The sequence below is a fragment of the Mesorhizobium sp. B2-1-8 genome (assembly GCF_006442545.2).
Lineage (GTDB): Bacteria > Pseudomonadota > Alphaproteobacteria > Rhizobiales > Rhizobiaceae > Mesorhizobium.
Window position 1 is genome coordinate 4,582,176 of the sequence record NZ_CP083952.1, and the last position, 26,410, is coordinate 4,608,585.

Genomic DNA, 26,410 nt, shown 5'->3' on the forward strand with positions numbered 1-26,410 from the left:
CCTTAGTACCTTCTCGGCGCTCGGCCATTGGTAAGGCGCGAGGCCTTGATGGCCACCTTCGTTAGCTGGTAGGCTACATAATCGGGTGTCACCAAGCTGATCACATCCTCAGGTCCGAGGCCGAAATCCAGCTTCACATGCACGGTTTTGCCGGGTGCATTTTCCGGCGAAGATGTTCCAGAAGGCAACGCCACCGCCAGGCCGCCAGCGGCAAAGCGCGGGATCGCCATTGAGCGGCTGAAGTTGTCGACCACACCGCCCAGGTTGAAACCGCGCAGACCCTTGAGCGACGGGATGAAGCCGTTGTTCAAGGCGTTGAGCGCCTCGAGGCCCAGCTTCTTCGCCGCGCTGGCCTGAATGACGAATTCCCCATTGGAGAGCCAGGCCAGGATGCTGTCATCCCTCGGCCCGCCGGCGCCCACCACGCGGCCGCCGCCAGCAAAGCCGCCGTGGCCCCCGCCGCCGCCGCTACCGGCGGACGACGCCTGCGCCCGCAGGCTCTGCGCGGTGGCCACCGCGGCCTGCAGCGCCGCGATAATGGAGGCGATCTCGGAGCGGATCTGGCCGGCGAGGCTCGACACCGTCGCGGCAAGATTGGCGAAGCCGCCCTGGATCAGCGAGCCGATGCCGGAGAAGATCTGCGAAAACAGCGACGGCAGTTCCTGGAAGGGTTGCGCGATGGCGGTGGCCGACTGCTGCGCAGCGCCCGTGTCGATGTTGGCAAGCACACTGTTGAGGCCACCGACCGCATCGTCGGCCGCCGGCGCCAGGGTGCTCAGATTGGTGACGACGCCGTCGACGCTGTCGGAGATCGCCGAGCCCAGACCGCCGGCATCGGCGCCGTCCAAAGCATCCTTCAGTCCCGTCGCGGCTGCATCAGCCGCCGGGGCGATCTTCTTGACGTCGGAGACGACGCTGTCGACTGCTCCGCCGACAGCGCTGGACAATCCCGCGCCGACGCCATTGTCCACGGTCAGCGCTTCCTTGACGTCGTTGGCGACGGTCTTGACGTGGTCTCCCGCCGTCTGGGCACTTGTCGCCACGCCGTCGAGCGCCTGTTTCGACTGATCGGCGCGCCGTGCGACGCCGTCGACGACGTCGAAGACTTCCTTGGTGATGCCGCCGCTGCCACCGCGAAACACCGTGATCTGATGGTCGAGATTCTCGACCTTGCCGGATGTCTGATCGACTGCCGCGCCAAGTTGGTTGACGCCGGCGGCGCCCTTTGTCGCGGTATCACGCATATCCTCGATGTTACCGACGACCTTGCCGTCGAGCGTGGCCTGAACTTCTTTGACCTCGCGGACCCGACGCGCGAGGTTGATCTCCGACTGGACATAGGCGTCCGTCAGCGCCCCGATGTCCGTGCCGAGCGGCACGCTGAAAGGGTTAGCCTTGAAGCCGTCGAGGATCTCTTTCTGGTGCTTGACCTGTTCCTCGGCGTTCACCAGCGCCGCCTTCGCGGCCGCCAGCTGTGTCTCGGCCAATTGCTTGAGTTGTTCCTTGGCGCCAGGAACCCCGTTTTTCACAGCGTCCATCGCGGTCTTGAGCTGGTCCAGCGCATTCTTATGGGCCTCGGCCGAACCGGCGGCATTCGTCTGTTTGGTGGCGAGCACGCCGATCACCTCCGCGACGCCAGCCGCGATGATCAGCAGGCGACCCGCAGGCGTCAGGAGTAGGCCGCGGCTTAGAAACGCGAGAGCTTCGACAGTAAGCCCGATCGCACTGCGCAGCAGGGCGAAACCACCGACCATCCGGACGATCGCGGCACCGATCAGCACTTCGCCAGTCGTGATGTTGGACCCGAAGATGCCGTTCACAGCCTTGATGGTGAGGTCGGCGGCCTCGCGCAGCTTCGCCATCGCCGGGATGACGACGCCGGTCGAGACATGGACGAAGTCCTCGCCAAACCCCTTGATGGCGTCGCGCCAGGCGATAAGCCATCTGTTCGAGGTCACATCGGCATCGCGCCCCGACAGCGTCGCAAAGAAGTCCTTCACGAACACCGTCGCGACCTGCAGCCCGTTGCGGACGAAATCCAGAATCGCCGTCCGGTTGCGGTCGACGATGTCGCGGAACGCATTGGCGCCAGCGGTGAAGGACGGGGCAAAGATCAGGCCGACCTGGCGCGCCGTGGAGGCGACGGATTTCTTCAGCTCGGAAAGCGCGTCGTTGAACTCGGTCGCCGCCTTGATCTGTTCGTCGCTGAAGATGATGCCGAGATCTGCCGCCTTCTGTTTCAGCTGGTCGATGCCGGCGGCGCCGAGATCGAGCAGCGGGATGAGCTTGGCGCCCTCCTCGCCGAACAGTTTCAGCGCAATCTGCGACTTGCGGGCTCCATCCGGCATCTTCTGGAAGGCGTTGGCGACTTCCAGCAGCAGCTTTTCGTTGTCCTTCAGCTTGCCGCTTGCGTCTTTGACCTTGATGCCGAGCTCGTCGAAGCCGGTCTTGGCGGCGGTCGTCGTGGTCTTGAGCTTCGATGCGTTGGCACCGAACCGGGTGACCTCGACGCCGATATCCTTGAAGGCCTGCACGGTGTAGCCGGCGCCCTGTGTGATGTCGGCCGCGGCGGCTCCGGCGTCTTTGCCGGCCTTGCGCAGCGATGATCCAATCTTGCCGGCACCCTTCACGGTCTCGTCGGCGGTCTTGACCACCTGCTTGTTGAAACTGTCCATGGCAGTGCCGAGCTGCTGCTGGCTCACCCCGACACTATCGGCGGCGAACGCAAGCTCCTGGTAGGACTTGGCCTGGAGGCCGGCGGCCTGCGCGGCCTTGCCAGCCTCGTCGGCGGCATCAGCACCCGACTTGGCCAGCGCTAACACAAACGGAGCGGCAGCCGTCACGGCGGCGGCGACGCCGGCGAAGGCTTCCGCCGTGCGCTTGCCAAAGGTCGCGAGGTCGCCGCCGAACGCGCTGATGGCACCGCCGAGATTGGCCAGGTTGACGTTCTTGGCCGAGGTCTCGATCTCGGTCATCGCCTTCTCGCCGGTGGTGCCGAGCTTTTCCAGCTCGGCCGTCATCTCGGCGCCGCCGAGCAGCTTGATCAGGACGTTGATTGCGTTGCGGGCGCTAGCCATTTGTCAGATCTCCTTTTCGATCTCGCCAAGGTCCAATTCGATGCCGGCCCTTTCTTCGGCCGATCCTTCGGCATGCAGCAGGACCAGCGCGTCGGCCGCCTGGCGCCGAATGCGGTCCTTGATCTCGCGCAGCTTGCGACGAACGGCAGGTTCGCCTTCGCGTGTCGCCGTCATCAATTCCGTCGCGAAGTTTGGCAACTGCTCGATCGCCCGCACGATGCCTTCGCTTGCGCGTACCATCGCGTTCTCCACGTCCTTGATCGGCAGCAGGGCTTTGACTCTCTCCTCGTAGTCGAGCCGGCGCAGCTGCGCTTCGTATCGGATCTTCTCGGCGGCAGGGCCTTGCGGTGCCGGTGATCGCGGCGGGCGGGTCGCAGTCGGCCGAGCGGGTTGGCCCTCGTCGATCGGCGTGGTTTCGTTGGTTGCCAGGTCGAAGGCGGCGAGCTCGACCAAGATCGTTGCACCGGGACCTGGCCGTGTTTGGATGGAGCCTTGGGCGACCAGGCGTTTGACACGTTTGGATATTGCCTCCCGGCTCACCTTCCGTCGTCTGGCAACATCAGCCAGCGTCAACCAAAGGCCGCTTTCCCCGCTGTCAACGTCGGTCAACATGTCAACCACGTTTCCGAACCCTCTGACTAGCGCGACCTCGGGCTACGCGGTCCCGCATAGGGCTTTGGGCTGGGGAAGGACCCGCGAGGGGGTGGGGGGGTATTGCAGCGCGCCATTCCGTCGCGGCACGTTGCCCATCCACCATCCGGCGCAGCTTCTCGGTCGCTGAGTTGCGATCGAGGTCCGCGATGGAGGCATCAATCTCAAGCAGAGAGATGACAGCGTCAGGCTCAAGTGCAACTCCCTGAGCCATGTGGCTGACCACCGTCCTCAAAACCGAGTTGGCTATTTGCCGGCGAGAGACGCCCTTGGCGCGGCGCCTCTCTTCGGCGAACGCTGCCATGACTTGGTCGACATCAGGCAGGCCGTGCGCATCCAAGTACTCCCTTGATGCAGCAGCTTCAGCCGCGGCCACCTCGTCGAGCAGTTCGCGAACCCGCGATCCTTCAAGTCTGCGTTCACGGATAAGGGCAGCGGCAAGCACTTCGACAGACCGCCAATCCCGGTTTATAAGTTCGCGCGCCTCGATCACGCAGAAGCGGCGCAGCGCCATCTCGCTCGAATAGCTCGTGGCCATCAGAGCCAGAGCCTTGTCGATGTCTTCCTCGTCACCCCTGGCGCCCGAGGGTACTTTCGACGTGGGCGCAAATTTCCTCTGGGCGGCCGGGCCAGCCATGCTGATGATCATGCCTTCAGCTACTCTGGACCATGCGGCAGATTGGTGGGTGACGATGTCCGCGGTTGCGAACTCCTTGGTGGTCGTCGCCAGTCCATCATACGTGCCGCGATCGTCCTCGCCGGGAATGGTTGTGACGCTTTCGATGGTCCATCCTTTCTTGTATCCGGCCACCGCATGACCCGCCTCGTGGTACGCGACTACTCGGAGGCGCCCCGGTGCCAGGTCGAGAGACTTGAATGGAAAGGAGATCGCCGCCATTGGTTCAGCTGACAAGCTCAAGGACTGTCTTGGTGCTGCGGTCGGGACGCGGATCCATTGCCGGCCGCAACCGTTCTTGCTTCAGACGATCGATGTGGTCGAGGATTGCTGCGGGGTTCGAACCGAGATCGCCGAACCCGGGATTGAACGGAGCCCAGATATCCGCCTCACCTACACGGAAGGCAGGCAGCCTGAGCGAGAGTGCAAGTGGGACCGGCCTGGCCCAACCACGTTCGATCAGCACTTCCACCTCTCGATACCGCCGAAGCTCGACGTCGAATGTACTTCCCGAGCGGTTCAGCTTGCCGGTTTTTCCATCGCCAATCGGAGTGACGTTACCGACGAATTGCGCCTCAACTGCACCCCATCCTTCGGCATTGCCGGTGTAGTGCCATTCATGATCACGGATCTTGGACTTGCCTCGTTGCTGTGGCTCGCCAGGGATCCCACGCATCGTCAGTTCGAACGATGGGAGATGCGCCTCATTGTCCGGGAGGTTTGCGTTGGCCTGGTTGATCGCCTGCTCAACGAGGTGGACTTTGCGAAGCCCATCGATCACCATGTCGCAGCCATCCCGGATCAGCTTTTCGACTTCGGGACCCATGTTCGCCACCATCGCCGCGGCATCGCGATAGGCCTTGATCTTCTGAGCCTGATCGGCCGCCGCCTCGATCTCGGCAAGGCGTCCGGTCATCTTATCGCGCCCAGCGCAGAGGCGCTCGACGTTCCGGTTTGCCTCGACGATTTTGGCGTCGATTGCGTCGAGTTCGCCATCGTCGCCAGTGACCAAGAGCGAGCGTCGCCTGTTTTCGAGTTCATCGACCAGGGCTTCAGCCGCAGGAACATCAGTCGCGAGTTGTGACAGGATCGAACGCACTTCCGTGGCGTCGGTTTTGGGCTTGCGCGCAGCGCTCATAAGCGCTTTCAGGTTTTCTTTCAGAGACATTGGCGAAATCCTTATTCAGAAACCCGAAGCTAGCGCCCAAGGTTGAGGCGAAGAATGCGGTTGCGGATTGCTTGATTGTGCGATCGCAGAGCGTCTGCGTAGCCGTAGGTTTGCGGCGACACTGGAAGCCCAAGTTCAATGTGTCGCAAAAGCATTCGGACGCGGACGTCGTGGGTGCTTTCCCGCCATTCGCGCACTTGGCAGGCGAAAGTTTCCCTCTTCGTCGTGTCGGATCGCACCTGTGCGCCAGGATCTGCAGGGATCGGCACGGCCGAGATCTCGCAAGGCTCCCAGTCGACGACGCGCATCAAGGGGATATTGCTCTTACGCTCTTGCTTCTCGACCACATAGGTTTTGTAGCCGACGGAGATGTTGCGGATGACGCCGTCGCGGAAATCCTGGATGCGGCCTTGAGCGTCATCCCGACGGGTAAGCTGGACGGTGGCCACTCCCCGTCCGCTGTCGATCCTCGCACTGCCGGGAACCACCGACCCAATCACCGACTGCAAGCTGGAGGCATCGTGCGTGTCTAGGAACGGCGCACCACTGTTCAGCCGAGCGAGCCGAACGGCGTTTGCGCTGACCACCAGTTCTTCGTCGAACTCGCCATCCGTCCAGTTTCGCCGGCGCACAATGGCACCGGTCGTCCAGACCACGTCGATTGTGTTCGTGCGCTCGTTGAACGACAAACTGCGCACTTCCGCATCGCGCTCAAACTTAGGAAGCTGGATAACGTTCGACATGGGCGAGTGCCCCTCGTTTCTATTAGCTCGTAATGGTGCAGCAGGAAGAGATGGGCCGCCACTGGGCAAAACATGACAAAGCTTGGCAAAACATGACAAAGCTTGGCAAAACATGCCGCGTCGGCCCGTCCCGTTAAGATTCCTCCGGTATCGTCCCTGTTTTAGACTTTCCGCCCCTGTTTTTCATTTACCGCCCCAACGCGGACTTTAGCTAAGCCACTGTTTTTCCTGGAAAATAAAGGCGACTTGGGGAAGTAGGGCCGATAGGGAGGCATCACCGCGTGTATATATGAGAGTTGGCGCACGCCTTCGCCGGCCTTTAATTGCGCATCGCGTGAGGAATAGGCCGGAATGCGTCCCTACCGACCCTACCGCGCTATCTACCTGAATTTGCTAGCCCTTTTGCAAGCCGCCATTCGACCTCGGGACCATGAACCGTCCCTATCGCCCCGCCAAGGTCCCGCGACGATTAGATATTTCGAGAATTGCGCTCATTGAGACCTGCCGCCGGCCGCCAATCCATCGACCAATCCCTGGGTTGTCTCGGATCCACCGCTTGATGGTTATCTTGCTTCGCTTGTAATAGACGGCGGCGTAGCCGACATCGACGAAGTCGTTGTACTCGCAAGGTGGGTCTGCGCTCGACGATGCGCCGAGCGGCTCACCGGACTCTCGAAGGATCGCCTCTCGCTGCAGCTGAACATCAGCTAGTTGCTGCTGAAGAAAGGCTATAAGCCGATCGGTTGTAGCGAGCTGTTGGGGCGATCCGACGGATGTATTCGGGCGCCAATCAAGGGGAGAAGGGTCAGCCATGCTCAAGGGCGCCCCTTCCACTTGATCCCGGCATAAATTGTCGAACCGCTCTTTCGAGCGGTAACTAGGCCGCTGCGGGTCAAGTATTTGCCGAATGCGTGCTGGCCAATGATGGCAGCCGAGCCCGTATCGCCGGCCCATATCAGATATCGTTGATAAATCTCCGAGAACGGAAGCTCGGAGAGCGGGTCGGGCTCGGTGGTCGCCTTCAGAAAGGAGACCACCGCACAAGCCCGCGGATGCTCGCGATCCGGAGGTTGCGGCAGGCCGAGTTCCGACCACAATCGGCGCGCAGCCCGTATTCCGAAGAGCTGGCGCGTCTCGCTGATGAGCGAGAGTTTAGTTTCGAAGGTGAGTTCCCCCATCCCCCGAAAGGCAGGCGAGAGCGGCTCGCTCAACATCTTCCCTTCCCCTCACTGACCGGCAGTGTTTGTAGGTGTCAGGACACGCTCGAAGGCAGCCTTGGGCACTTTCAGCAAATGCCCGATACGTATGGTCGGTATGTCGCCGCGCTCGGCCGCGATATACGATGCCGTGCGGCTCAGGCCGAGCTTTGCGCCGGCCTCGGGCACAGTCATCACCAGCACTTCATCACTGTCTTTCTTCATCTGCGATCTCCGGTTGGTCGTGAATGGTGCAGAAACATACACCATGATCCTTGACCGAAAAGACGCGTCCATATACAAACGTCACCACACAGTTTCTGGGAATGGTGATGGGCAACCGAGGACCGCAACCGACAACCGGTCAAACTCCGATCTTCAATTTGCGCCTACCCCAGGATCTCAGAGCTCAGCTTGAGGAACACGCGACGCCGGGCCGCCCACTCTCCAAAGAAATCATCGCAAGGCTCAGCGCCAGCGTTACCGAAGAACGCGAAATCGAAAAACGATTTGGTAATAGACAGAACTATCGCATCACTCAGATTCTGGTGCTGGCTATCGAGAGAGCGGCTGCCAAGTTCCCCGATCGGGAGACCTGGCTGGAGGACGAAGAGGTTTTCGACTTTGTGCTCGACACGTTCGTCAGAACCCTGAACGCTATGCGCCCGGGAGAACCAAAGTCCTACAGCGGCTCCTCTCATCATTCTGAGGCGACAAATCTGGCCAGAGGGATCTGGCAATCGATCTATGAGGCCGGCGAGACTAGGCCGCTGGATCGCTACCGACGCATCAATGCGGATCTAGGTCCGTTGGCGTCGCGCCCGAACGTGTACCGGGCCGAATTCGAACGGCGGCGAAGCGCCCGCGAGGAGAAGCTCTGCTCAGAATCGAACTTACTTACATGGCCAAGCGACGACGCAGACGAAGCTACGTGGAAGCAGTGGGGAGAAGGGAGAGCCCTAGCCATGCGCCGGGCAGCGAAAGAAGTGGGGGCTGAAATGATTGCAGAAGGAAAAAATCCGCGCATCGACGAAGAGGATACCTTCTAAAATGGCCAAGGTCAGGAAGCGCGTTCTCCCTTCCGGCGAAGTTCGTTTTTTGGCTGACTATTTTGATGGCAGCGGGAAACGTCGATCGAAGCAATTCGATAAGCGAAAGGACGCCGACGCGTACCTGGTCAAAGTCCGCCGCGATCTGCAACTTGGCGTTCACGTCGCCGACAGCGCCTCTCTGACAGTGCGTGAAGCGTCTCGGCTTTGGCTCGACCGTTGCGCGGATGACGGGCTCGAGCGCTCCACCAGGGACGCGTATGATCAACACGTCCGGCTTCACATCCTCCCTCTCATCGGCGCAAAAAAGCTGACGCAAATCACAACGCCGTCCGTACACACATTTGCCGACGACCTCCGGTCAGGCGGCTGTTCCCCTGACATGGTGAAACGCGTCGTCAGATCCCTCGGCGCGATCTTCGGCGAAGCGCGCCGCCGCGGCTACGCGGCCACGAATCCCGTCAGCGACGCGCAAATCAAGGTCGGCGACCGGCGCAAGAACAAGCGCCCAGATATCCCCTCCAAGGCTGACCTGAGAGCCATCCTGAATGCGGCGCAAGGCAAGCATCGCGCGCTGATCGTTACCGCCCTCTTTTCAGGCCTGCGCGCTTCCGAGCTGCGCGGCCTGCGATGGGACGCCGTAGACCTCAAGGCTGGCGTTCTCACTGTCAAAACGCGCGTCGACGCATGGGGCGAGTTCGGCCCGCCCAAAACATCGGCCGGCGAGCGCGACGTGCCACTGGCACCGATTGCGGTGACTACGCTCAAGCAGCAGCGCCTGGCGATCGGCGCAAACGGACCGGCAGGCTTAGTCTTCCCGTCGGATGAAGGGACGCCGCTCAACCACCAGAACATTATCAATCGGATATGGGATCCTCTGCAGATCGGCGCCGGCCTCTACACGCTTCACGAGACCAAGCGCGACGAGGACGGCGAGCCTGCCAAGGTCACGCGATACAATTTCCATGCCCTGCGCCACGCGGCCGCCAGCTTGTTCATTGAGCAGAAGCTGTCGCCCAAGCGCGTCCAGACGCTGATGGGTCACAGCTCGATCACCGTGACATTCGACACCTACGGCCATCTTTTCGAAGACGCCGAAGCAGATCAGACAGCCGTTGCGGAGATTGAAGCCCGGCTGCTGCGCGAGTGATAACCTGCAACACGATTGCGACACCGCGACGAAAAACGACACAAAATCAGAGCATCAATCTGTCTCTGACTCCGTTAGTCCTGGTTCGAATCCAGGTTCCCCAGCCAAACTGGACTCTCTGTCGATAAAGGTGCCTGCTGTGCACCCATAGCTGCACCGGCCACGACCGTTTCCGCAAGTAGATCAAACGGTTGCCTAAAGACGGCGTGAACTTCGCCTTTGTCCCATTTGCAGTTCGACAGCACCAGATTCAGGAGTCGATTTTTCTCGTGCGCAGGCTGTTTCGCAAATAGTCGGCTGGCGTTGTGTGCCAGTTCCAACAGCCGGATGCCGTCCTCCATGTACGATTCCTCGGCGCTACCATGACGCTCTATCTCGCGAAGCAGCCGCATCTGTTCGGTCCGCCACTGTGCTGACATTCGATCGTAGAAGGCGTTGTCGATGCGGCCATCGAGCTTGTCGAGATACATGGCATGCAGCCGATCCTCGAGCCGCTTGTACTCGACCTGACATCGATGGATCGCTTGTTCGTGCTCGCGGCGCTCGTCGGCATGGCTGGCCAAGAGGCCTGCCTTTACCCATTCCAGTATCTCTTCGTCGAAATGCAAACGGTCAAGCAGGTTGGCGAATGTCTGGTCGAGCACCTCCTCGCGGACATATTTGCGGCGGCAATCACCGTATCCGCCCCGACCTTTGTTGGTATGCCCCGTGCAGTGATAATAGACGTATTTGCTCTTCTTAATCTCGGCCACGATGGCGCAGGCGCATTCGGTGCAGGTCATCAGGCCGGTGAAGGCGAACTCTTTTCCTATCGGGTGGGTCGGTACCGCATTGCGGCCTGTCAGAACGCCCTGTACGCGCTCCCATAGTTCGATCGATACGAGAGGTTCGTGCTTGCCGTGGTGCAATTTGCCGTTCCACTGGAACAGTCCGGTGTAGAGGCGGTTGCGCAGGATCATATGCACGGTGCTGACCGGAACCGGGTTGCCGCTCTTGGGATAAATCAGCCCCTCGCCATGGGCTGCCTTAGCCAAGGCCTTGAGCGAATACCGGCCGGTTGCGTAACGCTCGAACAGTTGTGTGACGACTGGAGCCAGGTCAGGATGCGGCTCAATAACCTTTCTGCCATCCTTCCCAGTGGTGTTGATATAGCCCAGCGGAGCCTTTGTCGGCCATATACCCTGCTCCGCCTTCTCCATCTGCCCCTTGCGGGCTTCTTCTGACAGGTTGTCGATATAGTTCTTGGCCATCAAGACCTTGATGCCGTGCATAAACTTTTCCGACGAGCGTGAGTCGCGCGAAAGTATCACGCCCTCCTTCGCAAGGTGGATTTCGACATCCAACTCGTCGAGCGTGACCCAGTCTTTCAGATTTCGATAAAGCCGGTCTGTCTTCTCCACCAAGACAATCCGGATGCCGGGATGCTTGCGCAGATATTTGACCATTTCGGTGAAGTTGGTCCGGCCGGTGGTCTTGGCCGTCTCAACGTCCACAAATTCCTGCGCAATATCGAACCGCTGTTGTTCGGCATAATCGCGCAACAGCTTGCATTGAGCCGGGATGGAGAAACCTTCCTTGTCCTGCTCCTTGGAGGATACGCGAGCGTAAAGCAGCGCCTTTGTAAGACCTGCGGGCCTTGCGACCTTTATAAGTCGCTGGTTCATCGTAGACGCCTCCTTCCCTCCATGGTCATCGCATCTGCCGACGGACTGAGCCGGCGGAGGGAGCCATGAAGCGCCGGCTATTCGCCCCGGTCAATCCGGTCCCATTCGGCGAGGATACGAAAGAAGCCACCGAGATTATCGACGATTTGCCGCGCATCTTCCGTTGAGAGGGGCCGCTCCATGCGGGCCTCGAACAAGCGGGCCGTTCGATCCAGAAATGCTTCGTCAATGGCGCGTTGGCGCGAAAACAGATTGGTCTGGGCGTTGCGTTCAACGCTGCGTTTTGTAACGCGTCGCTTCGCTTTCACCAGTTCCGTCCCGACCACATCTGCATCGGGACAAGATTCGCTGAAATTGCCTCAGCGGCGAATGGCCGTTATGTGCGCTTGCGTATCCTTTTCTACTTTGTATCAATCCCAGCGGCCGGTTGCTGACCAAAATGAAGGTCCGCCATGCGCTTTTCGAGACCGATCAAATCGGCCGCGATTGCTTGATATCGCCGACAGTCCGCCTGAACGATCGATCGATCAGGTCGCTCAAGCGGCACACTCCCGGTGATTTCCTTCAAGTCATGCAGGATCGACTCGATATGTGGCCAGGGAAAATCTGTTGGGTCGTCGATGTCGCGATCTGCGCCCATGATTATCTCCAGCTTGGCGACAACGCCGAGAAGTGAGTGTGCGGGCGTATGCGGAAGTCTATCCTGAATCTTCAAAGCCACTGTCGCAGCCTCGACTTCCGCTTGGCAGGCGATCGAGTAACCCACCTTCGCATCCGTCGGCGCCCGACAGGCTGCGCTGAGAACGCGCGTTTCCAGGCGTTGCTGAAGTCGGCAGAGAACCTGCGAGACATGCTGCGCCCGCAACCAGTCTCCTAGCAGCGCAAGCGCCGGATCTGCTTCGTCGGAACGAGCAGATCTTTTTGTAGCCTGCTCGCCACCTCCTCCGAGCGTGACGGAAGACAAAGTCATGCTATTGTCGGAATCAGCCATGATCCGAGCTCCACAACAGCTTGCACGTGGCCAGGCCGGATCGGTGTTGCATCACCTATCCGGCCGCCCAATTGAAATCGAGACTACACAAAGTGCAGCATATGATCAATCGAAATCACCATATTATGGTGATTTTATGAACCCGGTGCAGTGTCGTATGGCACGAGCTGCATTGGGCTGGGGCGTTTTAGAACTTGCTAAGGAGGCCGGAGTCTCAACTCAAACGGTTGTGCGATTCGAAGGAGGCGAGACGTTGAAACAGTCAACAATAGTTCAGCTTAAAGCAACGTTCGAGGCAGCCGGAATAGAGTTCATTGCAGAGAATGGCGGTGGCCCTGGTGTGCGCTTGTCACGCGGTATTGCAAACACCTAGCCGAAGGCGGCACCTGCGGGCGGCATTGCGGATTATCTGTTCCCGAACAATGAGCAATGCGCCTCAAATCGGCCGTCGGACATGGCGGATTGCTTCCCGTAAGCAGACCGGCATCTTCCGCAAGATGGAAGGATCGAAGGGCTTCGGCAGACGCACGCGATGCAAAGAGCTTGAAACGATCCGCCTTGTTGGGATCGGCGGGGTCCATCACCCCTTTGATGACAATCCACTCGCCCTTCGCCCTACATCCGTGAGTTTTATCGAGGCCCCCTCTATTGTCTGCTTCCCCGACTTTTCTAGATCGACAAACATCGAGACCATTCCCCATCCGCGAAGTCGCGTTTGCGAGCGGGCATCGAACGGGGATTGAGGTCTGGACAGAGTTTTGTGCATCAGCCATAGCGTGCGCTCTCCGTCCTTCGTCAACCTCCCTCTGCTTTGCGGTCTGGCAAAAAATGGAACCGGCGCTGCCGATCCGCCGACCTGAGGCCAGTCGCCGCTGCCACATGCTACAGGAAGATAGTGCGCCTCAATGCCCGCCATTTAAGTCATCTTGCGCATAACCGAGGCCACTCCAGTAGTTTGACGTGTAACCAAGTGCTCGTCCCGTATATTCGGCAGTAAAGCAAATTGCTCTCGGCGGTGTTATCTCCTATTAAGACGCGGGGATTTAGAATGCGATAACGGTTCGATCGCTGAGGACCGTCAGCGGTGCCGGTCGAGCGGGGCTAGGGGCGGAGCGCAATTGAGAGACTTAGATTACTGCTCGTCACGACGCGACACGCGCTGATCTACGCGTCCAAACCTGTGATGCCAACCACCACTTTGGACCACGCGGTACACATCGAGACCGCCCGGATGCCGGGGACAGACGGCCTATACTTCGTCGGCCCTTCTGCCCGCGCATTACATTCTACTCGCAGCAAGTTCGCGCGCTGCATCTGGCCCACGCTTTGCACGCGGAAGGCGTGATTCAACCTAATCAAACCGTGGCGGTTGTCGGTGCCGGCGCTGCTGGGATCACGCTGGCGGTTGCGCTCGCGCTACTGAACTACCACGTTACGCTTTATGATCGCGCGGGTGATATCCTCCGATTGCAGAGCGCTTCGACGCGGCTGCTCCACCCTCATATCTACGAGTGGCCGCGCCTCGGCTCGCTCGACGAGCGTGCCGGGCTCCCTTTCCTGGATTGGCCTGCCGGCAACGGCAAAGACGTCGTGCTTGATTTGCGGACTCAATTCGCGGTTCTCAGGGCACCATTGCCCAACCTAATCCTCAAAACTGGCCATGATCTGAAGAGCACCGCTCAGGCGTCCGGTGAATGGAAGCTCACTTTCAAGACCGCAGGCGGTGATGAATCTCGTGTTGTCGATCATGTCATGCTCACTATGGGCTTCGGCGACGAGAGACCGTGCGGTACAATCGCGCCCGACGACTATTGGGCTCCCAGCGCGGTCGGCACGCCTGCGACCGAAGCATCGGCAGTGACGGCGGTGTCGTACGTGGTAAGTGGCAACGGCGATGGGGCGCTTACCGTCGCCCTGGGCCTGCTGATCCAAGATTTCGAGCACGCTAGCTTTACCCACACTTTTCTCGACTATTTCTCGCGCGACCAACTGCGCCAAGCAGCTGACGCGGCGTTCGCAGGCAAGACATTTGAGGAGGACGCCGAGCAAGACTTGCGCAAACACGTTCTGCCGACGCTGATTCAATACGGGGCGATCGACAAGCTTCGTCAAAAGCTACGCACTGACCGCTCACTCACGCTCAATACCAACGGCCCCCAGTTCGCCGCCGGAAAAGCCTCGCAGCTGAATCAGTGCATGCTGCTCGCGCTGCTCGAGGCCGCCGCAGCCGAGTCGGTAAAGATCGTGCGGTCGACCGGCTTCGTCTCCGGGTGCACGCCGACGGCTGAGGGCATTGTGCTGTTCGGCACCACCATCGCGGGACATGCCGATAATAAGGCCTACAAGCACGCGATCTTACGTCATGGCCCCGATCAAGTGAAGCGGTACGAAGCCACCGGGCCATTGATCGCGGACTATCGCGATTACGTCCTGGGCCTACTGGCCGCGCATCCCGAGCGGGCGACGCCGCCGCTGCTCCACGATGCCACCTACGACCTGTTCCTAGACAAGAGGATTGAACGGCTCGCCGCCGGAGGCGCGAAGGCGCAGCAGAAGGCAGCGGCTTCGCAAGAACGGCGAGTCATCGAAATTGCGACCGATCCCGCGGCTCACGTTCTTGTCGAGCGTGGCTGCATTTGCATCATCGACATCGCCGAGCAGTGTGAGCGGTTGCCCGAGCGTTGCACGATCGATGTTCATGTCGCGCCTAACCAAATCCCCGATGCGGACGATCTCGTTCGCCTCGCGCGTTGCAGCGGCGGCAAGATTGAACTCAGGGCCGGAGATAGCGTATTGGCTCTCTGGGACGCGCGTCTCCCTGGCATCGCAAGCGCGCCGGAACCGGTTTCGGCACGCGCCGTCCGTGAATATGTTCCGGCACAGCTCACGGGCCACATCGATGCTTGCCTCGTGCGACGTCTCGATCTGAAGTTGCAAGAAGCGATCACCAATGGTGGCGCGGCACCGCTCGGCGACATCTCCCCAGAAATTCTTAATCACGTCGCGAGCACTTGGGCAGCTTGGCGAGGGGCTCTGGCGACCAGCCCAGAATTACAATACGATTTCCTGCGTTGGCTCGCCAATGTGGATCAACAAACCGCCCAGCCTTGGAACGGCGAAACTGGCGATGCAATCTCCGACATGACAAACGCTTTGATCCTCATCGCCGCCGCCCATGCCGGCGAGCCCCTCGTTCCCTGCTCGAACGACTTCGGCAATTTGGGATTTTCTGCCACCGCTCTCGCCATCGGCACCGGATCTCGGGCCATCGGTCGCAAACCTCTATCGTCCCGCACCGCACCCGAGGACTGGGGCGTCGATGCATTGATCCTGTCTGCCGCCACCGACGTGATAGTATCCGCAACTGCCGGTACCGTCTTGGACGCCGGAGATATTGGGTTCACGCTGAAGACTCCTAGAAAAGTGCCACCCGCCATCATCCAGAACGACGCGAGGTGGCGCAGCCGCTTGGGTGGCCCGCTAGCCGATTGGCAGGCTGCGGTCACAAAGGAATTCGCGGAATGGCGAGAACGCCAGGATGCAGAAGTGGCGAGGATACTGGTATGACGGCAGAGGAATTACGCGATCGTCTGTTCGCCTCCGCTGAACGGATGGGCTGGCCCCACGAAGAGGTTCCCTCGTTCGTATCGCCGCAATTTCGTGGGCGGCCCGACGCCAGCACGGCGCCGCTGCCGCAGGAGGCCTTCGGCATCCGGCTAGGCGCCTACCCAGCGATCGTAGCGCCCGTGACGCTTGGCACCTCGGCGGAAATGCAGGAAGCGCTCAAGCTCCTTCACAGCCAAATGGTAATCGCGCGATCCTACATGACGCGCACTGAGCTTATTAACGCGCATATCTTCATCTGCGCGGTCAATCCCTCACCCAAGGCGGATTGGCGCAGTGTCATCGACATAGCCGAGCGCGACGAAGCCGTGTGCCGCAAACTTGTCTGGCTTCCTGACGCCAAGAAATTGCACACTTCCTATGAAGCCTTTCGCGACAGGACGTTCTTGGCGGCTCCATGGGAACTAGCGGTCGAGCGCCGCGACGCCGCCCTTGATCGAGTACAAGGCTTGGCGGCGAAGCTGCTGGTCGAAGCTGGGCTCGACGAAGAGACGGCCAGCAAATGGATAGATATCGTCAACCAGCCCGACCAAGACGAAGATACGATGGTCGAACGCCTCGTTCGGGCGCGCGGAGATCTACAATGACGCCGCTATACTTGACCCGCATCGAGCTTGTGGAGTTCCGCACCTTCGCCAAGCTGGATATCGGGCTCGCGGCGGAGCCCGGCATCCTAATCGTGCATGGTAGTAATGGCCTCGGCAAGTCGTCCTTGTTCGATGCGCTCGAATGGTCCCTGACCGGCGACATCGATCATTTTCGGGCGACCGAAGGCTATAAGAAGTTCGGCAGCTACCTTTGCCGATACGGAAAGCGACTCGGTCCTACCTCGTCGGCGCTAACTTTTTCCGATGGGAACCGAGTCGAACGCCAGCTTGCGTCGGTCAAATCGACGGTTTCAACGCTGAAAAGCACAGTCGAGAACATAACCGAATTCTTGCGCAAGCCCGATTGGGATCAGCCTATCTCGGCGCTCAATCGCTATCTTCTCCTAACCCATTTTCTCGGCCAATCGACACTATCGCGACTAACGCACCGCAAAGGCGTTGACCGCTTCGACATCCTGAAAGAAGCCTCGCAAAGTGCGGATCTGCAGAAGTTTGGAAACGCGCTCCATGGCCCGGGGACGACTCTTCCCGCCAGAGCTTTCGTCAATCGCGCCGCCGAACTGAAAGAAGATGCGGACGAGCTCCGAAGCCTTATCGACCAGGAAGCCGAAACCTGGGTCGGCGCGGAAGTCTCGGGCGCCATGGATGATACGGCGGCGGCGATCCTCGTGGGCGATATCGCCGCTACTACGAAGAGCGCTTGGCCGTTCGTCGCCCGGGAGCCCTTGCCAGCAGATTGGGCGACCATGTCGGATGCCGGTGCCTTGCAGATCGCGATCGACCAATGCGAGGAGCAGGCGCGCGCTCGCGATTTCGCAATCAACGAGGCGCGGCGGCTTTTGGCCCAGGTCCAACAGCACCAAACGACGCTCGCTGGGGTGGGTGGGGCAGCCGACGCGGCAGATCGCGAGCTTTCTGCTGCCACGTTAGCGGTCAGCGATGCCCGCGCGGAGCTTGCCCAGAAGCAGAGCGATTTGGATGAAGCCCTCGCATCTCTGACGGCGGCCCGCGAGTCGCATGGTCAGTACATGAACCTACGACAAACCCTGCAAGCGATGGAAAGCGCGCAAGAAACTCGAGAGGCGACAGCGAGGACCCTCGATGACGCCGGGAGCGCTCTTGCCAAGGCTGACACTGAGCTCGCACGCAGACAGCGACTGGTCCAGATCGAGAATCGCATTCGCGGCGAGATCGAAAGCTTAGACAAGACGCTAACTTCGATCACAGAAGCTCGCGACGGAGGCCGGCAGTGGCTGACGCGCGCGGATGTGATCGGTGCTCTGATGGAGGAACTTACGATCGTCGAAACGGACAATCCGACGCTCGGTGACGACCTTGCGACGGCAGAGCGGCTACTTAAAGAAGCCCAAGCATCCGAAGCCGACAGCAAGCGATTGCTCGAACTCGTTCAGTCTTCGGTCGAGGCATTGTCTGTCGCGGTGTCTTCTGTTGCAGCGCATCTGCCAGACGACATGAACCAATGCCCGGTCTGCGCGACAGGCTTCGGCGACGCAGCCGAGCTTCACGCTCGTGCCAACGCCGCGGCCGAGCGGCTTGCCCCGGTAGTCGCTGTTCAGCAATCCGTCCATGTGCGGGCGCAGGCCGCACTCGCCACGGCCCTTTCCAGCCACACCCTGCTCGTTGCCACCCGAAGCCGCTTGGTGTCGTTGAACGGGCAGCTCGCGAGCGAACGCGGTGCAAATTCAAGGTTGCTTGAGCGGTTGGGCTGGGATCCGGCATCGACACGCCAAATGATCGATGCCCGCCTCGCAGACCTGGACAGCGAGCTACAACGCACAGAGACGCAGCGAGGGAGACGCGCGCGTTGGCTCGGCCGATTTGCCGGTCGACAGACCTCCCCCTTTTCCGAGGCGACGCGTCTTCGAGACGACGCAGGACGCGCGCGGGCGGTAGCGGCGCGGCAACTTGAGGACGCTACCAATGACGAGCTGCTGGCAGCAGCAGGCTTCCGCGCGCGCGCAACGCAGCTGTTCCCGGATGAGCCTGATATAAGCCACCAGCAGGTCGATGCGGCGATCGACGACGCTTCGGCGAAGCATGATCAAGCTCAAGCCGTTTTTGAAGCTGCATCGCGCGCGCTGACCGAGCAGGAACTGCGAATCGGATCGCTGCAGCAGGCAGAAGCCGGTTTGCGCTTTGCCATAGCCCGAGCGACGGCGGCGCGAAGCGCCGCAGAAACCGCACTCGCCGAATTGCCGGCGCAATGGCGGGCGCTGGGATGGGCTGACGAGGACATAGTCCCGGTCAACATCGAAGCCGCGGCAGCGGGCCTCAATCGCGCGACCCAGTTCTTGGCTTCGGCCAAAGCCTCGCTAGAGCGTTTACGCCTCGGGCGCGAAGCATGGGCCCGGCAGTCTGCCCACCGCGGCGCATTCGAGCGGCTTTTCGCGCAAGTCGACCTCGCGCCCAACAGCACTCGCGAGCAAATTCGCACAGCGGTGTCGCAGAAACTCGAGGCGATCGAAGCCGAATTGGGCGCGACTATCACTTCGAAGGAGATCGCCTCGAGTGCGAGCGTCGAGATCGCTGAGGCGGTGGACCAGTTCAATGCAGACTATATCAAACCTCTCGATGAGCTCACCAAGCGGATCAATCGAGCCATTCTCTGTGACGATCGCATCGCCATCAACCTGCGTGTCGGTAAGCGGCAGATAAAGCAAAGCGCGGCTCTTGAAGGACAGCTGCCGAACAGCCTCAATGTCGATCCGGGCCTCATTCATTCGGAAGGCCAGATGGCGGCGCTCGCTGTCAGCATGCTATGCGGCGCGAGCCTGACCTACCCGTGGTCGCGTTGGCGCGCCCTCGTATTCGACGATCCCCTTCAGCACAATGATGCCATTCACGCCTCGGCCTTTGCCGACCTGATCGCCAATCTGGTTGAAGCCAAGGATTACCAAGTACTCCTGTCGACGCACGACCTCGGCCAAGCCGAATTCTTACGCCGGAAGTTCGATGCTCGCGGACTTCCGTGCGCCTCGCTCAATCTCCTGGGACTTGGCAAGGCCGGGGTCGAATGGGAGTTCTTGTCGTCACGCGGCATCGGTACGGAGGCTGCCGTAGCTTCAGCATGAAGTTCATCACAGGTACGAACCGCCGCAACACGTTCGAAAATGCTGACGAGCGCAGGCCTACGACTAGATAGCATGCCGAAGGAAGCGTCATGAGTAGCGGCCCCATCATCGCGAAGCTGCCGACTGATCGCCCGGACGAAGGCCTTCGTATCGCGTACCATCAGCTCAAGTTTGGTGACTACGAACTTGAGCTGCAACTGACGGCCCATGCGTTGGAGACGGCGACAAAGGCAAACGGGGACTTCGAGGCGCCGGCTGAGCCAATCATCCTCGCGCGATATAAGGCCTCGACGAGGACCCTGACGACATATCCGGTCAGCACCACGTTCGGCGCCTACTTCTTGGAGCCCAAATATCTGCACCTCGAGACTATCATTCTGGAGGGAGTGGACTCACCGATTGCAATGGAGGAGGGCGACTACGTTTACTATGAGGAGCTGCCCACTGGCATCATCCGGGAGCCACTCGCCGGCTTGGGGCTGGCCTTTGATATGCGTTTTATAGCACAGGCAGCCGAGCGACAGCCCGGCGTAACAAAATTGCGGATCTCCGAAGACAAAGGGGTATTTCGCAAGGGCGACGTGCTGTCGATGTCGTACTCACTCTTCAAGAAATTCCGCCGCGACATTAACCGCACTCACAAGCGGTCTCTCGACCTAGCGAACAAGGCCAAGCATGAGTACCTAGACGCCAACTTCAACCTTATGCTTGATCCAGAGTTCGAGCTGCCGATCGGCGACGGCACTCGAAAACCCGTGGCTGACATCCTTGCCGAGACGCTGATCGGCAAGTCGCGATCACCGGAAGCAGAGGCAAAAGCTGCGGCGCGCACGGTGAAGAAATCGATCAGGACGCTCGCAGAGAAAGAGCCGACTGAACTCCTGGATCTGCGTCGCGAGATCGAACTCGTGTCGCTTGAGGAATTGATCGAGCTATTCCAGAAAAAACTCGGCCAGGCGAAACTACCAGAGCGTCACTGGCAGGAATTCTTTGACGGCAACGCCTTCGTCCTGCAGTTGGCCTTTAACCTACCAGCCTTGGCCTTCGGCGACCAAGTCGCAGTCGGAGGCACCAGGTTCGACGGGTCCGGGGGGAAGCTAGCCGATTACGCAATCAAGCTCGGCTTGTTCGGCAACTTGGCGCTGATCGAGATTAAAACGCCGAGGACGGCGCTGCTTGAGAAGAAAACCTATCGGGGCGGCGTGCACGCGCCGTCGCAGGAATTAGTAGGTGCCGTCACCCAGGTGCTCGACCAGCGCCATCAGTTGCAGAACGAGATCAATAATAAGAAAGTCGCGTCGAAGGCATACGATGTCTTTGCCTACGCCGTGCCTTGCATCGTTATCGCGGGCTGCGAGCCCGCTACAGACGACGAGAAGAAAAGCTTCGAGCTTTATCGGAACAACCTGCGTGACGTCGTCGTCATCACTTTCGACGAGTTGCTGGCTAAGTTGAAAGCGCTACACGAGTTCCTGAGCAAGCCGCCAAACACGGTTGCCGCCCCAACGGGCACCGTGATGCGTTAGGCAGGGCACATGCGCGTCGACGCCGGAGCATCATTATCCTTTGTTCACTACATGGAGCATTCGGACCTCAAGGAGGCTCTTGCAGTGGGGTGTATCTGCGCAGAGCATATGGAACAGGACTATGTGGGGCCGCGTGAACTCTCGCACGTCTCGCAGAGCTGCGACGGGATCGCCCAAATCATCGATGTCTACACAGCTCCATCCGCGTTGTTGGAAATTCGGTTGAGACCACTTGCCCCTGCTGATGTGAGTGTCCTCGGACATTGCCGATCTTTCACCCCTCCAACGCCATCGCTGTTTCGTCGCGGATAATCTTCCCGTGGTGTTCCTCAAGGTGAACTACAAATGCTTCTATTATCCGTTGCGCGTCCCTCATCGTATCTGAAATATCGGCATGCCTAAAATCAAAATCTAGCTCCAACTCGTGTATGACACGGTGCCGAAACGCAATCATGTTAGCTAGAGTCGCGTCTAGATCTTTGGCCTTTCCTTTCCGATTTTTACCCGATCGCAGAATTTTCCGCAAATCGATGCCGAGCCATTCAGAGTATGCTTTTTGAATGCTGGAAACATTCTGAAAACTGTACCAGCTGGTAACAATCTCCTCCACAGTCTTTGTTCCCTTGGCGAGCGCGACTGCGTCCTGAAACTCAATTTTCCTTTCCTGCGTACGTAGGTGCGCCTGAGCACGATCTGAATATCGAATAAGAATATAGAACGCCTTGCTGAAAAAGCCTTCTAGTGAGGCGACGGCAAAAGGCACGAGTGCGTTATAGAGTATCCTGGTTGGGTCGGCGCGCGCGAGCGTTGCCAACGATGCATCTTCACTAATCCTAGCCATGGTCTCAAGTTCTGGTGGCAGTGCGAAAATGGTGGCGGACAGATGCTGACTCACGACTTCATAGGCTTGATACAGACCGCGTGACGCTGCGTCCCGGAGCTCGGCACGTTCAGCGGAATACCGGTTTCGTCCTCCCCAATCATTGTAGAAATTGCCGCCGAAAAGCGCTCGCGCCCTTCTGATGGTTTCATTCTGAAAAACCTTGTCGGCACGGCTGCCTGATGAACGGGTGCGCGTGTACAGCGCCCACTCGCAAGGCCCAAGGTTGTGGGGATCGTCGGTGCATGGGTACACGGTCGCTTCCACACCATCAAAAGACAGATAGTCTGTTGCGTTAAACCAGTGAAAATGGACGCTGCCCTTTGGCCAGTTCCAAAGGTGCTTTGTAGGCGTATAGCCTAGTGCTCGCAGAAAATCCGTTAGTTGCTTCTTAGACGCCTGTTTGGGGTGCAAGGTTGAATCGACACTCATGGAAACAGCCTGACACCAATACTTATTGTTTTCCAGTGCGCTACGCCGGCGCGCAAATCCGCACAGCCGGTCGTGTATGCCCGCTTGCGCTCCACCGCCCCGTGAACCCGGTGTGTGGCGACGTCGAACCCGGCTTCCATTAGAAGGGCATCAACTGTTGTATTGTCAGGGTGCTCAACACGACCGACTATCTGGCGACTGAAAATGTGCCGGCGATATCTCGCCCGGTTGGCCACGCTCATGTCTGTTATGGGGTATGTCGAATGGCAGCCTTCTTACAATCCGCAGCTATAGCGGACCGACCGCAAGCGGCCCCTTCCCAGTCATTGACCTTGACTCAGAGAGGAGTGTTCAACGTCGACAGCAACGTACCACTCCGCTACTCGCTGTTTTTTCGTGATGCGCCGGTGTGCCATGCAACGGGATCCGCAATCCATCGATTGACATCGGATTCCCGCCAGCCCGCCCCGTTGATGCTTATCTTGATCTGAGCCGGGAACGTGCCTTCGGCGATCTTGCGATAGATGGTTGAACGGGACAGGCCGGTCCGGGCAAGGACGGTTTTGAGGCGTATGATACGATCCAGCACGGGCATAGCTTACCTGCACCTCACTGGTTGTTGCTGATTTCTGCTGCGACAGACAGGACGAACCCCTGCCGGAGGCAATCAGGTTTGTCGCCTCAGCCGCCTGCGGAGTGGAAACGGCGGCAAATCGGCATGCCTTAGATCCCAATGCCCCGCCCCTTAGCGATGCCATGGCTGAAGGCGAGTTCGGCCCCCAAGCGACGACCCGAATCCACGTTGATGCCAAGCTCGTGTTTGCGGTTTGTCAGTAGGGATTCAAGCTGCGGATCGCGTTCAAGGCTCTTGGCCATATCGGACATGGCCGAACGCGTTAACTTGTAGCCAGACATGTCGCCGGCCTGATATTGCTCCTGTCCGGTACGGTGGAACTTCTGCCAACGTTCCACGAAACGTTCCGCCCGGCGGCCGGGATCGATGTCCATCCCGGTACGGATTTCCGTCTCAAGCTGGAGAGCAAGCACGACGCGGCTGACGCGGCCGGCCCCCGCTTCACGAACCAACTCAGGATTCTTGACGTATGCCGCTTCGGCATCACGCCAGCCATGGGGCCGAACCTTCTCGAAAGCGACGCGCGCATCTCTCAATTCGCGCATCTGCTCGGGACTGCCCTGGCCATCCGAGTTTCCAGTGCTGAAGATCGCGTCGAGTGCGCGCGCGTGTCGCACAAGCGCCTTCGTGCGAGCGCTGCGCAACGCCACTTCCGCGTCCACCGGTCCATCTGCCTCGCGCTGCGCTCCTCCGGCAAAAGCTTCACTGCCAGGCGCGGCGACGGCATCTTCGCCTCGCGCTCCACGGTCTTCCCTTGCCGGCCCAGATCCCCGTTCCTGCCCGGGCTCGGCGTCTGCGGACGAGCGCAACCCGTCCAGCAGCCCGCCGATCCTGTCGCGAAGGTTCTCCGGAATTATGCGGCGCACGATCTCGACCACGCGCTGTCGGAAGCTGATACCGCGCCGCTCGGCATAGCTCTGCGCCGGGTCGATCTGCTCGTAATCCGACGCCATGTCCTTGGCCCGGTCCCGTGACAGCGTCCGGACGAGGCGTTCGCGGTTCGCAAAGTCATCGCCGCCGTAATGCAGGTCCATGCTGTCTCGATGCCGCGAAAGTGCGACGTAGCTGCCATGTGCATCCATGCCAGGCGTTGCGAGCACATGGGTCCGGTCAACCGTCATGCCCTGCGCCTTGTGAATGGTCGCGGCATAGCCGTGGTCGATGTGCGCATAGTCTTTCAGGTCGAAGCGAACCGATCTGTCCTCATCTGTGCGCACGGTCATGCTTTGTGTGCTGAGTTTCTCCACAATGCCGAGCGTGCCGTTCTTGACGCCAAGCCCGCGCTCGTTGTGCAGGAACATGACCCGGTCGCCACTGGCGAAGGTCCTTGCACCGCGTTCGACATTCACGTGGACATCATCGCCGAGATCGCCGGCAGCGCGCATACGCTCGCGCGCTGCCTGGTTCAGGGCGCGCACCCCGTCGTTTGTGTGGGTAAGGATGATCCGGCTTGCCGTTGGATGCGCCTGCCTGTCTCGATCCCAGCGCTCGACGAGTTCACCTCGCGCTTCGTCGCGCGTTGCAGCTTGATGCACCATGCCGTGTGCGTCATAGACGTCGATTGCGGTGCCGATCCTGCCGGTTGCCAGATCGCGCGTGGCATCGCGCTGCCAGTCCTCGCGCTGCCGGCGCACCTGGCCGATTTCCACGCCGCCATGACGCCCATGGATCGAGCGGAACGCAGCGCCGGCTTCGATTGCCTGCAACTGCTGCGGATCGCCGACGAGGACGACTTTTGCGCCAGCGTCCGCGGCATGAGAAAGCACGCGCTCCAACTGGCGCGTGCCGACCATGCCGGCCTCATCGATCACAAGGACATCGCGCGTAGCGAGCAGATCCCTGCCCTGTCCCCAGCTATGCTCCATACTGGCGATGGTGCGCGACGAGATGCCTGAACCGCCTTCAAGGTTCTCGGCGGCAATGCCCGAGAGTGCCGCGCCTCGAACCTCGTAGCCCGCCGCTGCCCAGGCCTGGCGCGCAACGCCCAGCATGGCGCTTTTGCCCGTACCGGCAAAGCCGATGACGACACCAAGACTTCGGCCGTCGGTGATATGCGCAAGCGCATCGGTCTGCTCGCCTGAGAGGACAAGACCGCCTTGCGCTGCGCGCGCCAGCGCTGCCTCACGATGTGCGTCACTCACCGCGTGTCGCTCGTCCAAATCGATACGCTCTGCCGCGCGGTGAAGGCGCTGTTCGGTCTCGATCATCTGCCGGGTGGTAAAACGGTCTTCGCCGCGCCTGTCCTTGCCGAGTTCGACCAGATCGGGTGCGTTGCTGATGGCTGCCAGGACCGTGGTGAATTGCTCCACTCCCTCGCTGTGTCGATGCGCAAACGTCGCAATGTCTTTTCGGGTGAAGGTCGATTGCTGATGGGTGATGGCATCGAGCGCCACGGATGAATCGGCAATGATGCGCGCACCATTGTTGCGCGCGATCTCGCGATGCAGTTCGGTACGATCTGCTTCAGTGTCTCCAGCAGCAAGGCCACTGCCCTCGATGCGCTGGGCTGGAGCACCGATCTGGGTTTGCGGCTCCAAGGCAATGCCCTGCGCCTCCAGACTGCGATGATCGATGCGGGCGTCGATGTCGAGTTCGGCCAGGCGCTCGTTGGCAAGCTCCGCCCATCGCTCGCGCCAACGCTCGACCAGTTCAGTCTGGTTCCAGTCGCGCACCTTCGGACCAAAACCGTTCTCATCGAGCGACCGCATGGTAAGCATGACATGGGCATGCGGTTTTGGACTGCCATCCTCGGCGCTGTCCCAATGCATATTAAGATCGGCGACCATGCCTCGGCTGACAAACTCGGCCTGCACAAAGTCCCGCGCCAGTTCGATGCCTTGCGCCTGGCTCAGTTCGCGCGGCAGGGCGAATTCCACCTCGCGGGCCAACTGCGCATCCTTGCGCACTTCGAAGGCTTCGACATCGTTCCACAGCCGCTCGCGGTCGTTCCACACATCCGGCGCACCCTCCGGCAGCATCACCGCGGAATGAACGACGCCGCGCTTGGCGGAGAAGTCATGGCTGCGATCGATCCGCTCGTCGCGCAGCCGCGAGGCCGAGCGGTACGCAGCAGAGGCCACAGCACTCGAGCCGGTCTTGCGGCCAATGACCTTGACGTGAAGATGATAGATCGCCATCGCGACCAGATCATTTGCACGTCAAAGCGCACGTCGGCACGACGTATAAGCGCGCCCTCCCTCGAAAAAATCTCGGGATGGACCAGCCCGTCCCGGGCTGTCTCGGCAACCC

The 26,410-nt window shown here is 60.1% G+C and carries 20 protein-coding genes and 1 pseudogene; 7 read left to right on the forward strand and 14 right to left on the reverse strand.

What is annotated here, in order from left to right; all coding sequences use genetic code 11:
* Positions 1-2: 2 nt before the first annotated feature.
* The 8 genes and pseudogenes from FJ970_RS22580 to FJ970_RS22615 form a co-directional block, all read right to left on the reverse strand.
* Positions 3-3,077, reverse strand: coding sequence for a hypothetical protein (locus FJ970_RS22580; RefSeq protein ID WP_140755493.1), 3,075 nt, complete (start codon positions 3,075-3,077; stop codon positions 3-5).
* Between the two features lie 3 nt (positions 3,078-3,080).
* Entirely contained in the window at positions 3,081-3,530 is a 450-nt protein-coding gene (locus tag FJ970_RS22585) for a hypothetical protein (RefSeq protein ID WP_227792223.1), read from the reverse strand.
* Positions 3,531-3,593: 63 nt separating this feature from the next.
* Positions 3,594-3,689, reverse strand: a pseudogene (locus FJ970_RS33940) (hypothetical protein); the annotation flags it as partial.
* 1 nt (position 3,690) lies between these two features.
* Positions 3,691-4,626 (reverse strand): hypothetical protein, encoded by a 936-nt coding sequence (locus FJ970_RS22595; RefSeq protein WP_140755497.1) that lies wholly within the window; start codon positions 4,624-4,626, stop codon positions 3,691-3,693.
* A gap of 4 nt (positions 4,627-4,630) precedes the next feature.
* Positions 4,631-5,503 carry a hypothetical protein gene (locus FJ970_RS22600; RefSeq protein ID WP_140755499.1) on the reverse strand — a complete coding sequence of 291 codons (873 nt, stop codon included), beginning with the start codon at positions 5,501-5,503 and terminating at the stop codon, positions 4,631-4,633.
* 98 nt (positions 5,504-5,601) lie between these two features.
* Positions 5,602-6,315, reverse strand: coding sequence for an HK97 family phage prohead protease (locus tag FJ970_RS22605; protein WP_181178266.1), 714 nt, complete (start codon positions 6,313-6,315; stop codon positions 5,602-5,604).
* 815 nt (positions 6,316-7,130) lie between these two features.
* Entirely contained in the window at positions 7,131-7,526 is a 396-nt protein-coding gene (locus FJ970_RS22610; protein WP_227791870.1) for a hypothetical protein, read from the reverse strand.
* Between the two features lie 15 nt (positions 7,527-7,541).
* Entirely contained in the window at positions 7,542-7,736 is a 195-nt protein-coding gene (locus FJ970_RS22615; RefSeq protein WP_140755506.1) for a helix-turn-helix domain-containing protein, read from the reverse strand.
* Positions 7,737-7,786: 50 nt separating this feature from the next.
* Here FJ970_RS22615 and FJ970_RS22620 point away from each other — a divergent pair, with 50 nt between their 5' ends.
* Together FJ970_RS22620 and FJ970_RS22625 are read left to right on the forward strand one after the other, a co-directional pair.
* Positions 7,787-8,560, forward strand: coding sequence for an Arc family DNA-binding protein (locus FJ970_RS22620; protein ID WP_140755508.1), 774 nt, complete (start codon positions 7,787-7,789; stop codon positions 8,558-8,560).
* A gap of 1 nt (position 8,561) precedes the next feature.
* Positions 8,562-9,710, forward strand: a complete 1,149-nt coding sequence (locus FJ970_RS22625) for a tyrosine-type recombinase/integrase (protein ID WP_140755510.1) — start codon at positions 8,562-8,564, stop codon at positions 9,708-9,710.
* A 74-nt stretch (positions 9,711-9,784) separates the two neighbouring features.
* Here FJ970_RS22625 and FJ970_RS22630 read toward each other — a convergent pair whose 3' ends face one another.
* The 3 genes from FJ970_RS22630 to FJ970_RS22640 all read right to left on the reverse strand — a co-directional run bounded on the left by FJ970_RS22630 (position 9,785) and on the right by FJ970_RS22640 (position 12,365).
* Positions 9,785-11,374 carry a recombinase family protein gene (locus FJ970_RS22630; protein ID WP_140755512.1) on the reverse strand — a complete coding sequence of 530 codons (1,590 nt, stop codon included), beginning with the start codon at positions 11,372-11,374 and terminating at the stop codon, positions 9,785-9,787.
* Between the two features lie 77 nt (positions 11,375-11,451).
* The gene (locus FJ970_RS22635; protein ID WP_140755514.1) at positions 11,452-11,682 is read right to left on the reverse strand and encodes a hypothetical protein; all 231 of its coding nucleotides are present in this window, start codon (positions 11,680-11,682) and stop codon (positions 11,452-11,454) included.
* 92 nt (positions 11,683-11,774) lie between these two features.
* On the reverse strand, positions 11,775-12,365 hold the full coding sequence (locus FJ970_RS22640; protein WP_140755516.1) for a hypothetical protein: 591 nt from the start codon (positions 12,363-12,365) through the stop codon (positions 11,775-11,777).
* A 136-nt stretch (positions 12,366-12,501) separates the two neighbouring features.
* On the opposite strand from FJ970_RS22640, the gene FJ970_RS22645 reads away from it, so the two are divergent.
* The 5 genes from FJ970_RS22645 to FJ970_RS22665 all read left to right on the forward strand — a co-directional run bounded on the left by FJ970_RS22645 (position 12,502) and on the right by FJ970_RS22665 (position 21,215).
* The gene (locus FJ970_RS22645; RefSeq protein WP_210243027.1) at positions 12,502-12,738 is read left to right on the forward strand and encodes a transcriptional regulator; all 237 of its coding nucleotides are present in this window, start codon (positions 12,502-12,504) and stop codon (positions 12,736-12,738) included.
* Between the two features lie 953 nt (positions 12,739-13,691).
* Entirely contained in the window at positions 13,692-15,932 is a 2,241-nt protein-coding gene (locus FJ970_RS22650) for an ABC-three component system protein (protein WP_181178269.1), read from the forward strand.
* Complete coding sequence (locus tag FJ970_RS22655) at positions 15,929-16,576, forward strand: ABC-three component system middle component 1 (RefSeq protein WP_140755520.1); 648 nt, start codon at positions 15,929-15,931, stop codon at positions 16,574-16,576. Before FJ970_RS22650 ends, FJ970_RS22655 begins: the two co-directional genes overlap by 4 nt.
* Positions 16,573-19,689, forward strand: coding sequence for an AAA family ATPase (locus FJ970_RS22660; protein WP_181178271.1), 3,117 nt, complete (start codon positions 16,573-16,575; stop codon positions 19,687-19,689). The genes FJ970_RS22655 and FJ970_RS22660 overlap by 4 nt, the downstream gene beginning before the upstream one ends.
* Positions 19,690-19,778: 89 nt before the next feature.
* Positions 19,779-21,215, forward strand: coding sequence for a Shedu immune nuclease family protein (locus FJ970_RS22665; protein ID WP_140755524.1), 1,437 nt, complete (start codon positions 19,779-19,781; stop codon positions 21,213-21,215).
* A gap of 274 nt (positions 21,216-21,489) precedes the next feature.
* Here FJ970_RS22665 and FJ970_RS22670 read toward each other — a convergent pair whose 3' ends face one another.
* The 3 genes from FJ970_RS22670 to traA all read right to left on the reverse strand — a co-directional run bounded on the left by FJ970_RS22670 (position 21,490) and on the right by traA (position 26,298).
* Positions 21,490-22,527: a hypothetical protein gene (locus tag FJ970_RS22670; RefSeq protein WP_140755526.1), complete on the reverse strand. Its 1,038-nt coding sequence runs from the start codon at positions 22,525-22,527 to the stop codon at positions 21,490-21,492.
* A gap of 379 nt (positions 22,528-22,906) precedes the next feature.
* Positions 22,907-23,122, reverse strand: a complete 216-nt coding sequence (locus FJ970_RS22675) for a helix-turn-helix transcriptional regulator (protein WP_140755528.1) — start codon at positions 23,120-23,122, stop codon at positions 22,907-22,909.
* A 128-nt stretch (positions 23,123-23,250) separates the two neighbouring features.
* Positions 23,251-26,298: a Ti-type conjugative transfer relaxase TraA gene (traA, locus tag FJ970_RS22680; protein WP_140755530.1), complete on the reverse strand. Its 3,048-nt coding sequence runs from the start codon at positions 26,296-26,298 to the stop codon at positions 23,251-23,253.
* Positions 26,299-26,410: the final 112 nt, after the last annotated feature.

Excerpts from the sequence above, each read along its gene's own strand:
- FJ970_RS22660 (WP_181178271.1), top strand. The coding sequence starts at position 16,573 with ATGACGCCGCTATACTTGACCCGCATCGAGCTTGTGGAGTTCCGCACC.
- FJ970_RS22580 (WP_140755493.1), bottom strand. The coding sequence starts at position 3,077 with ATGGCTAGCGCCCGCAACGCAATCAACGTCCTGATCAAGCTGCTCGGC.
- FJ970_RS22665 (WP_140755524.1), top strand. The coding sequence starts at position 19,779 with ATGAGTAGCGGCCCCATCATCGCGAAGCTGCCGACTGATCGCCCGGAC.
- traA (WP_140755530.1), bottom strand. The coding sequence starts at position 26,298 with ATGGCGATCTATCATCTTCACGTCAAGGTCATTGGCCGCAAGACCGGC.
- FJ970_RS22595 (WP_140755497.1), bottom strand. The coding sequence starts at position 4,626 with ATGGCGGCGATCTCCTTTCCATTCAAGTCTCTCGACCTGGCACCGGGG.
- FJ970_RS22615 (WP_140755506.1), bottom strand. The coding sequence starts at position 7,736 with ATGAAGAAAGACAGTGATGAAGTGCTGGTGATGACTGTGCCCGAGGCC.
- FJ970_RS22605 (WP_181178266.1), bottom strand. The coding sequence starts at position 6,315 with ATGTCGAACGTTATCCAGCTTCCTAAGTTTGAGCGCGATGCGGAAGTG.
- FJ970_RS22670 (WP_140755526.1), bottom strand. The coding sequence starts at position 22,527 with ATGAGTGTCGATTCAACCTTGCACCCCAAACAGGCGTCTAAGAAGCAA.
- FJ970_RS22655 (WP_140755520.1), top strand. The coding sequence starts at position 15,929 with ATGACGGCAGAGGAATTACGCGATCGTCTGTTCGCCTCCGCTGAACGG.
- FJ970_RS22645 (WP_210243027.1), top strand. The coding sequence starts at position 12,502 with ATGAACCCGGTGCAGTGTCGTATGGCACGAGCTGCATTGGGCTGGGGC.
- FJ970_RS22630 (WP_140755512.1), bottom strand. The coding sequence starts at position 11,374 with ATGAACCAGCGACTTATAAAGGTCGCAAGGCCCGCAGGTCTTACAAAG.
- FJ970_RS22675 (WP_140755528.1), bottom strand. The coding sequence starts at position 23,122 with ATGCCCGTGCTGGATCGTATCATACGCCTCAAAACCGTCCTTGCCCGG.
- FJ970_RS22640 (WP_140755516.1), bottom strand. The coding sequence starts at position 12,365 with ATGGCTGATTCCGACAATAGCATGACTTTGTCTTCCGTCACGCTCGGA.
- FJ970_RS22625 (WP_140755510.1), top strand. The coding sequence starts at position 8,562 with ATGGCCAAGGTCAGGAAGCGCGTTCTCCCTTCCGGCGAAGTTCGTTTT.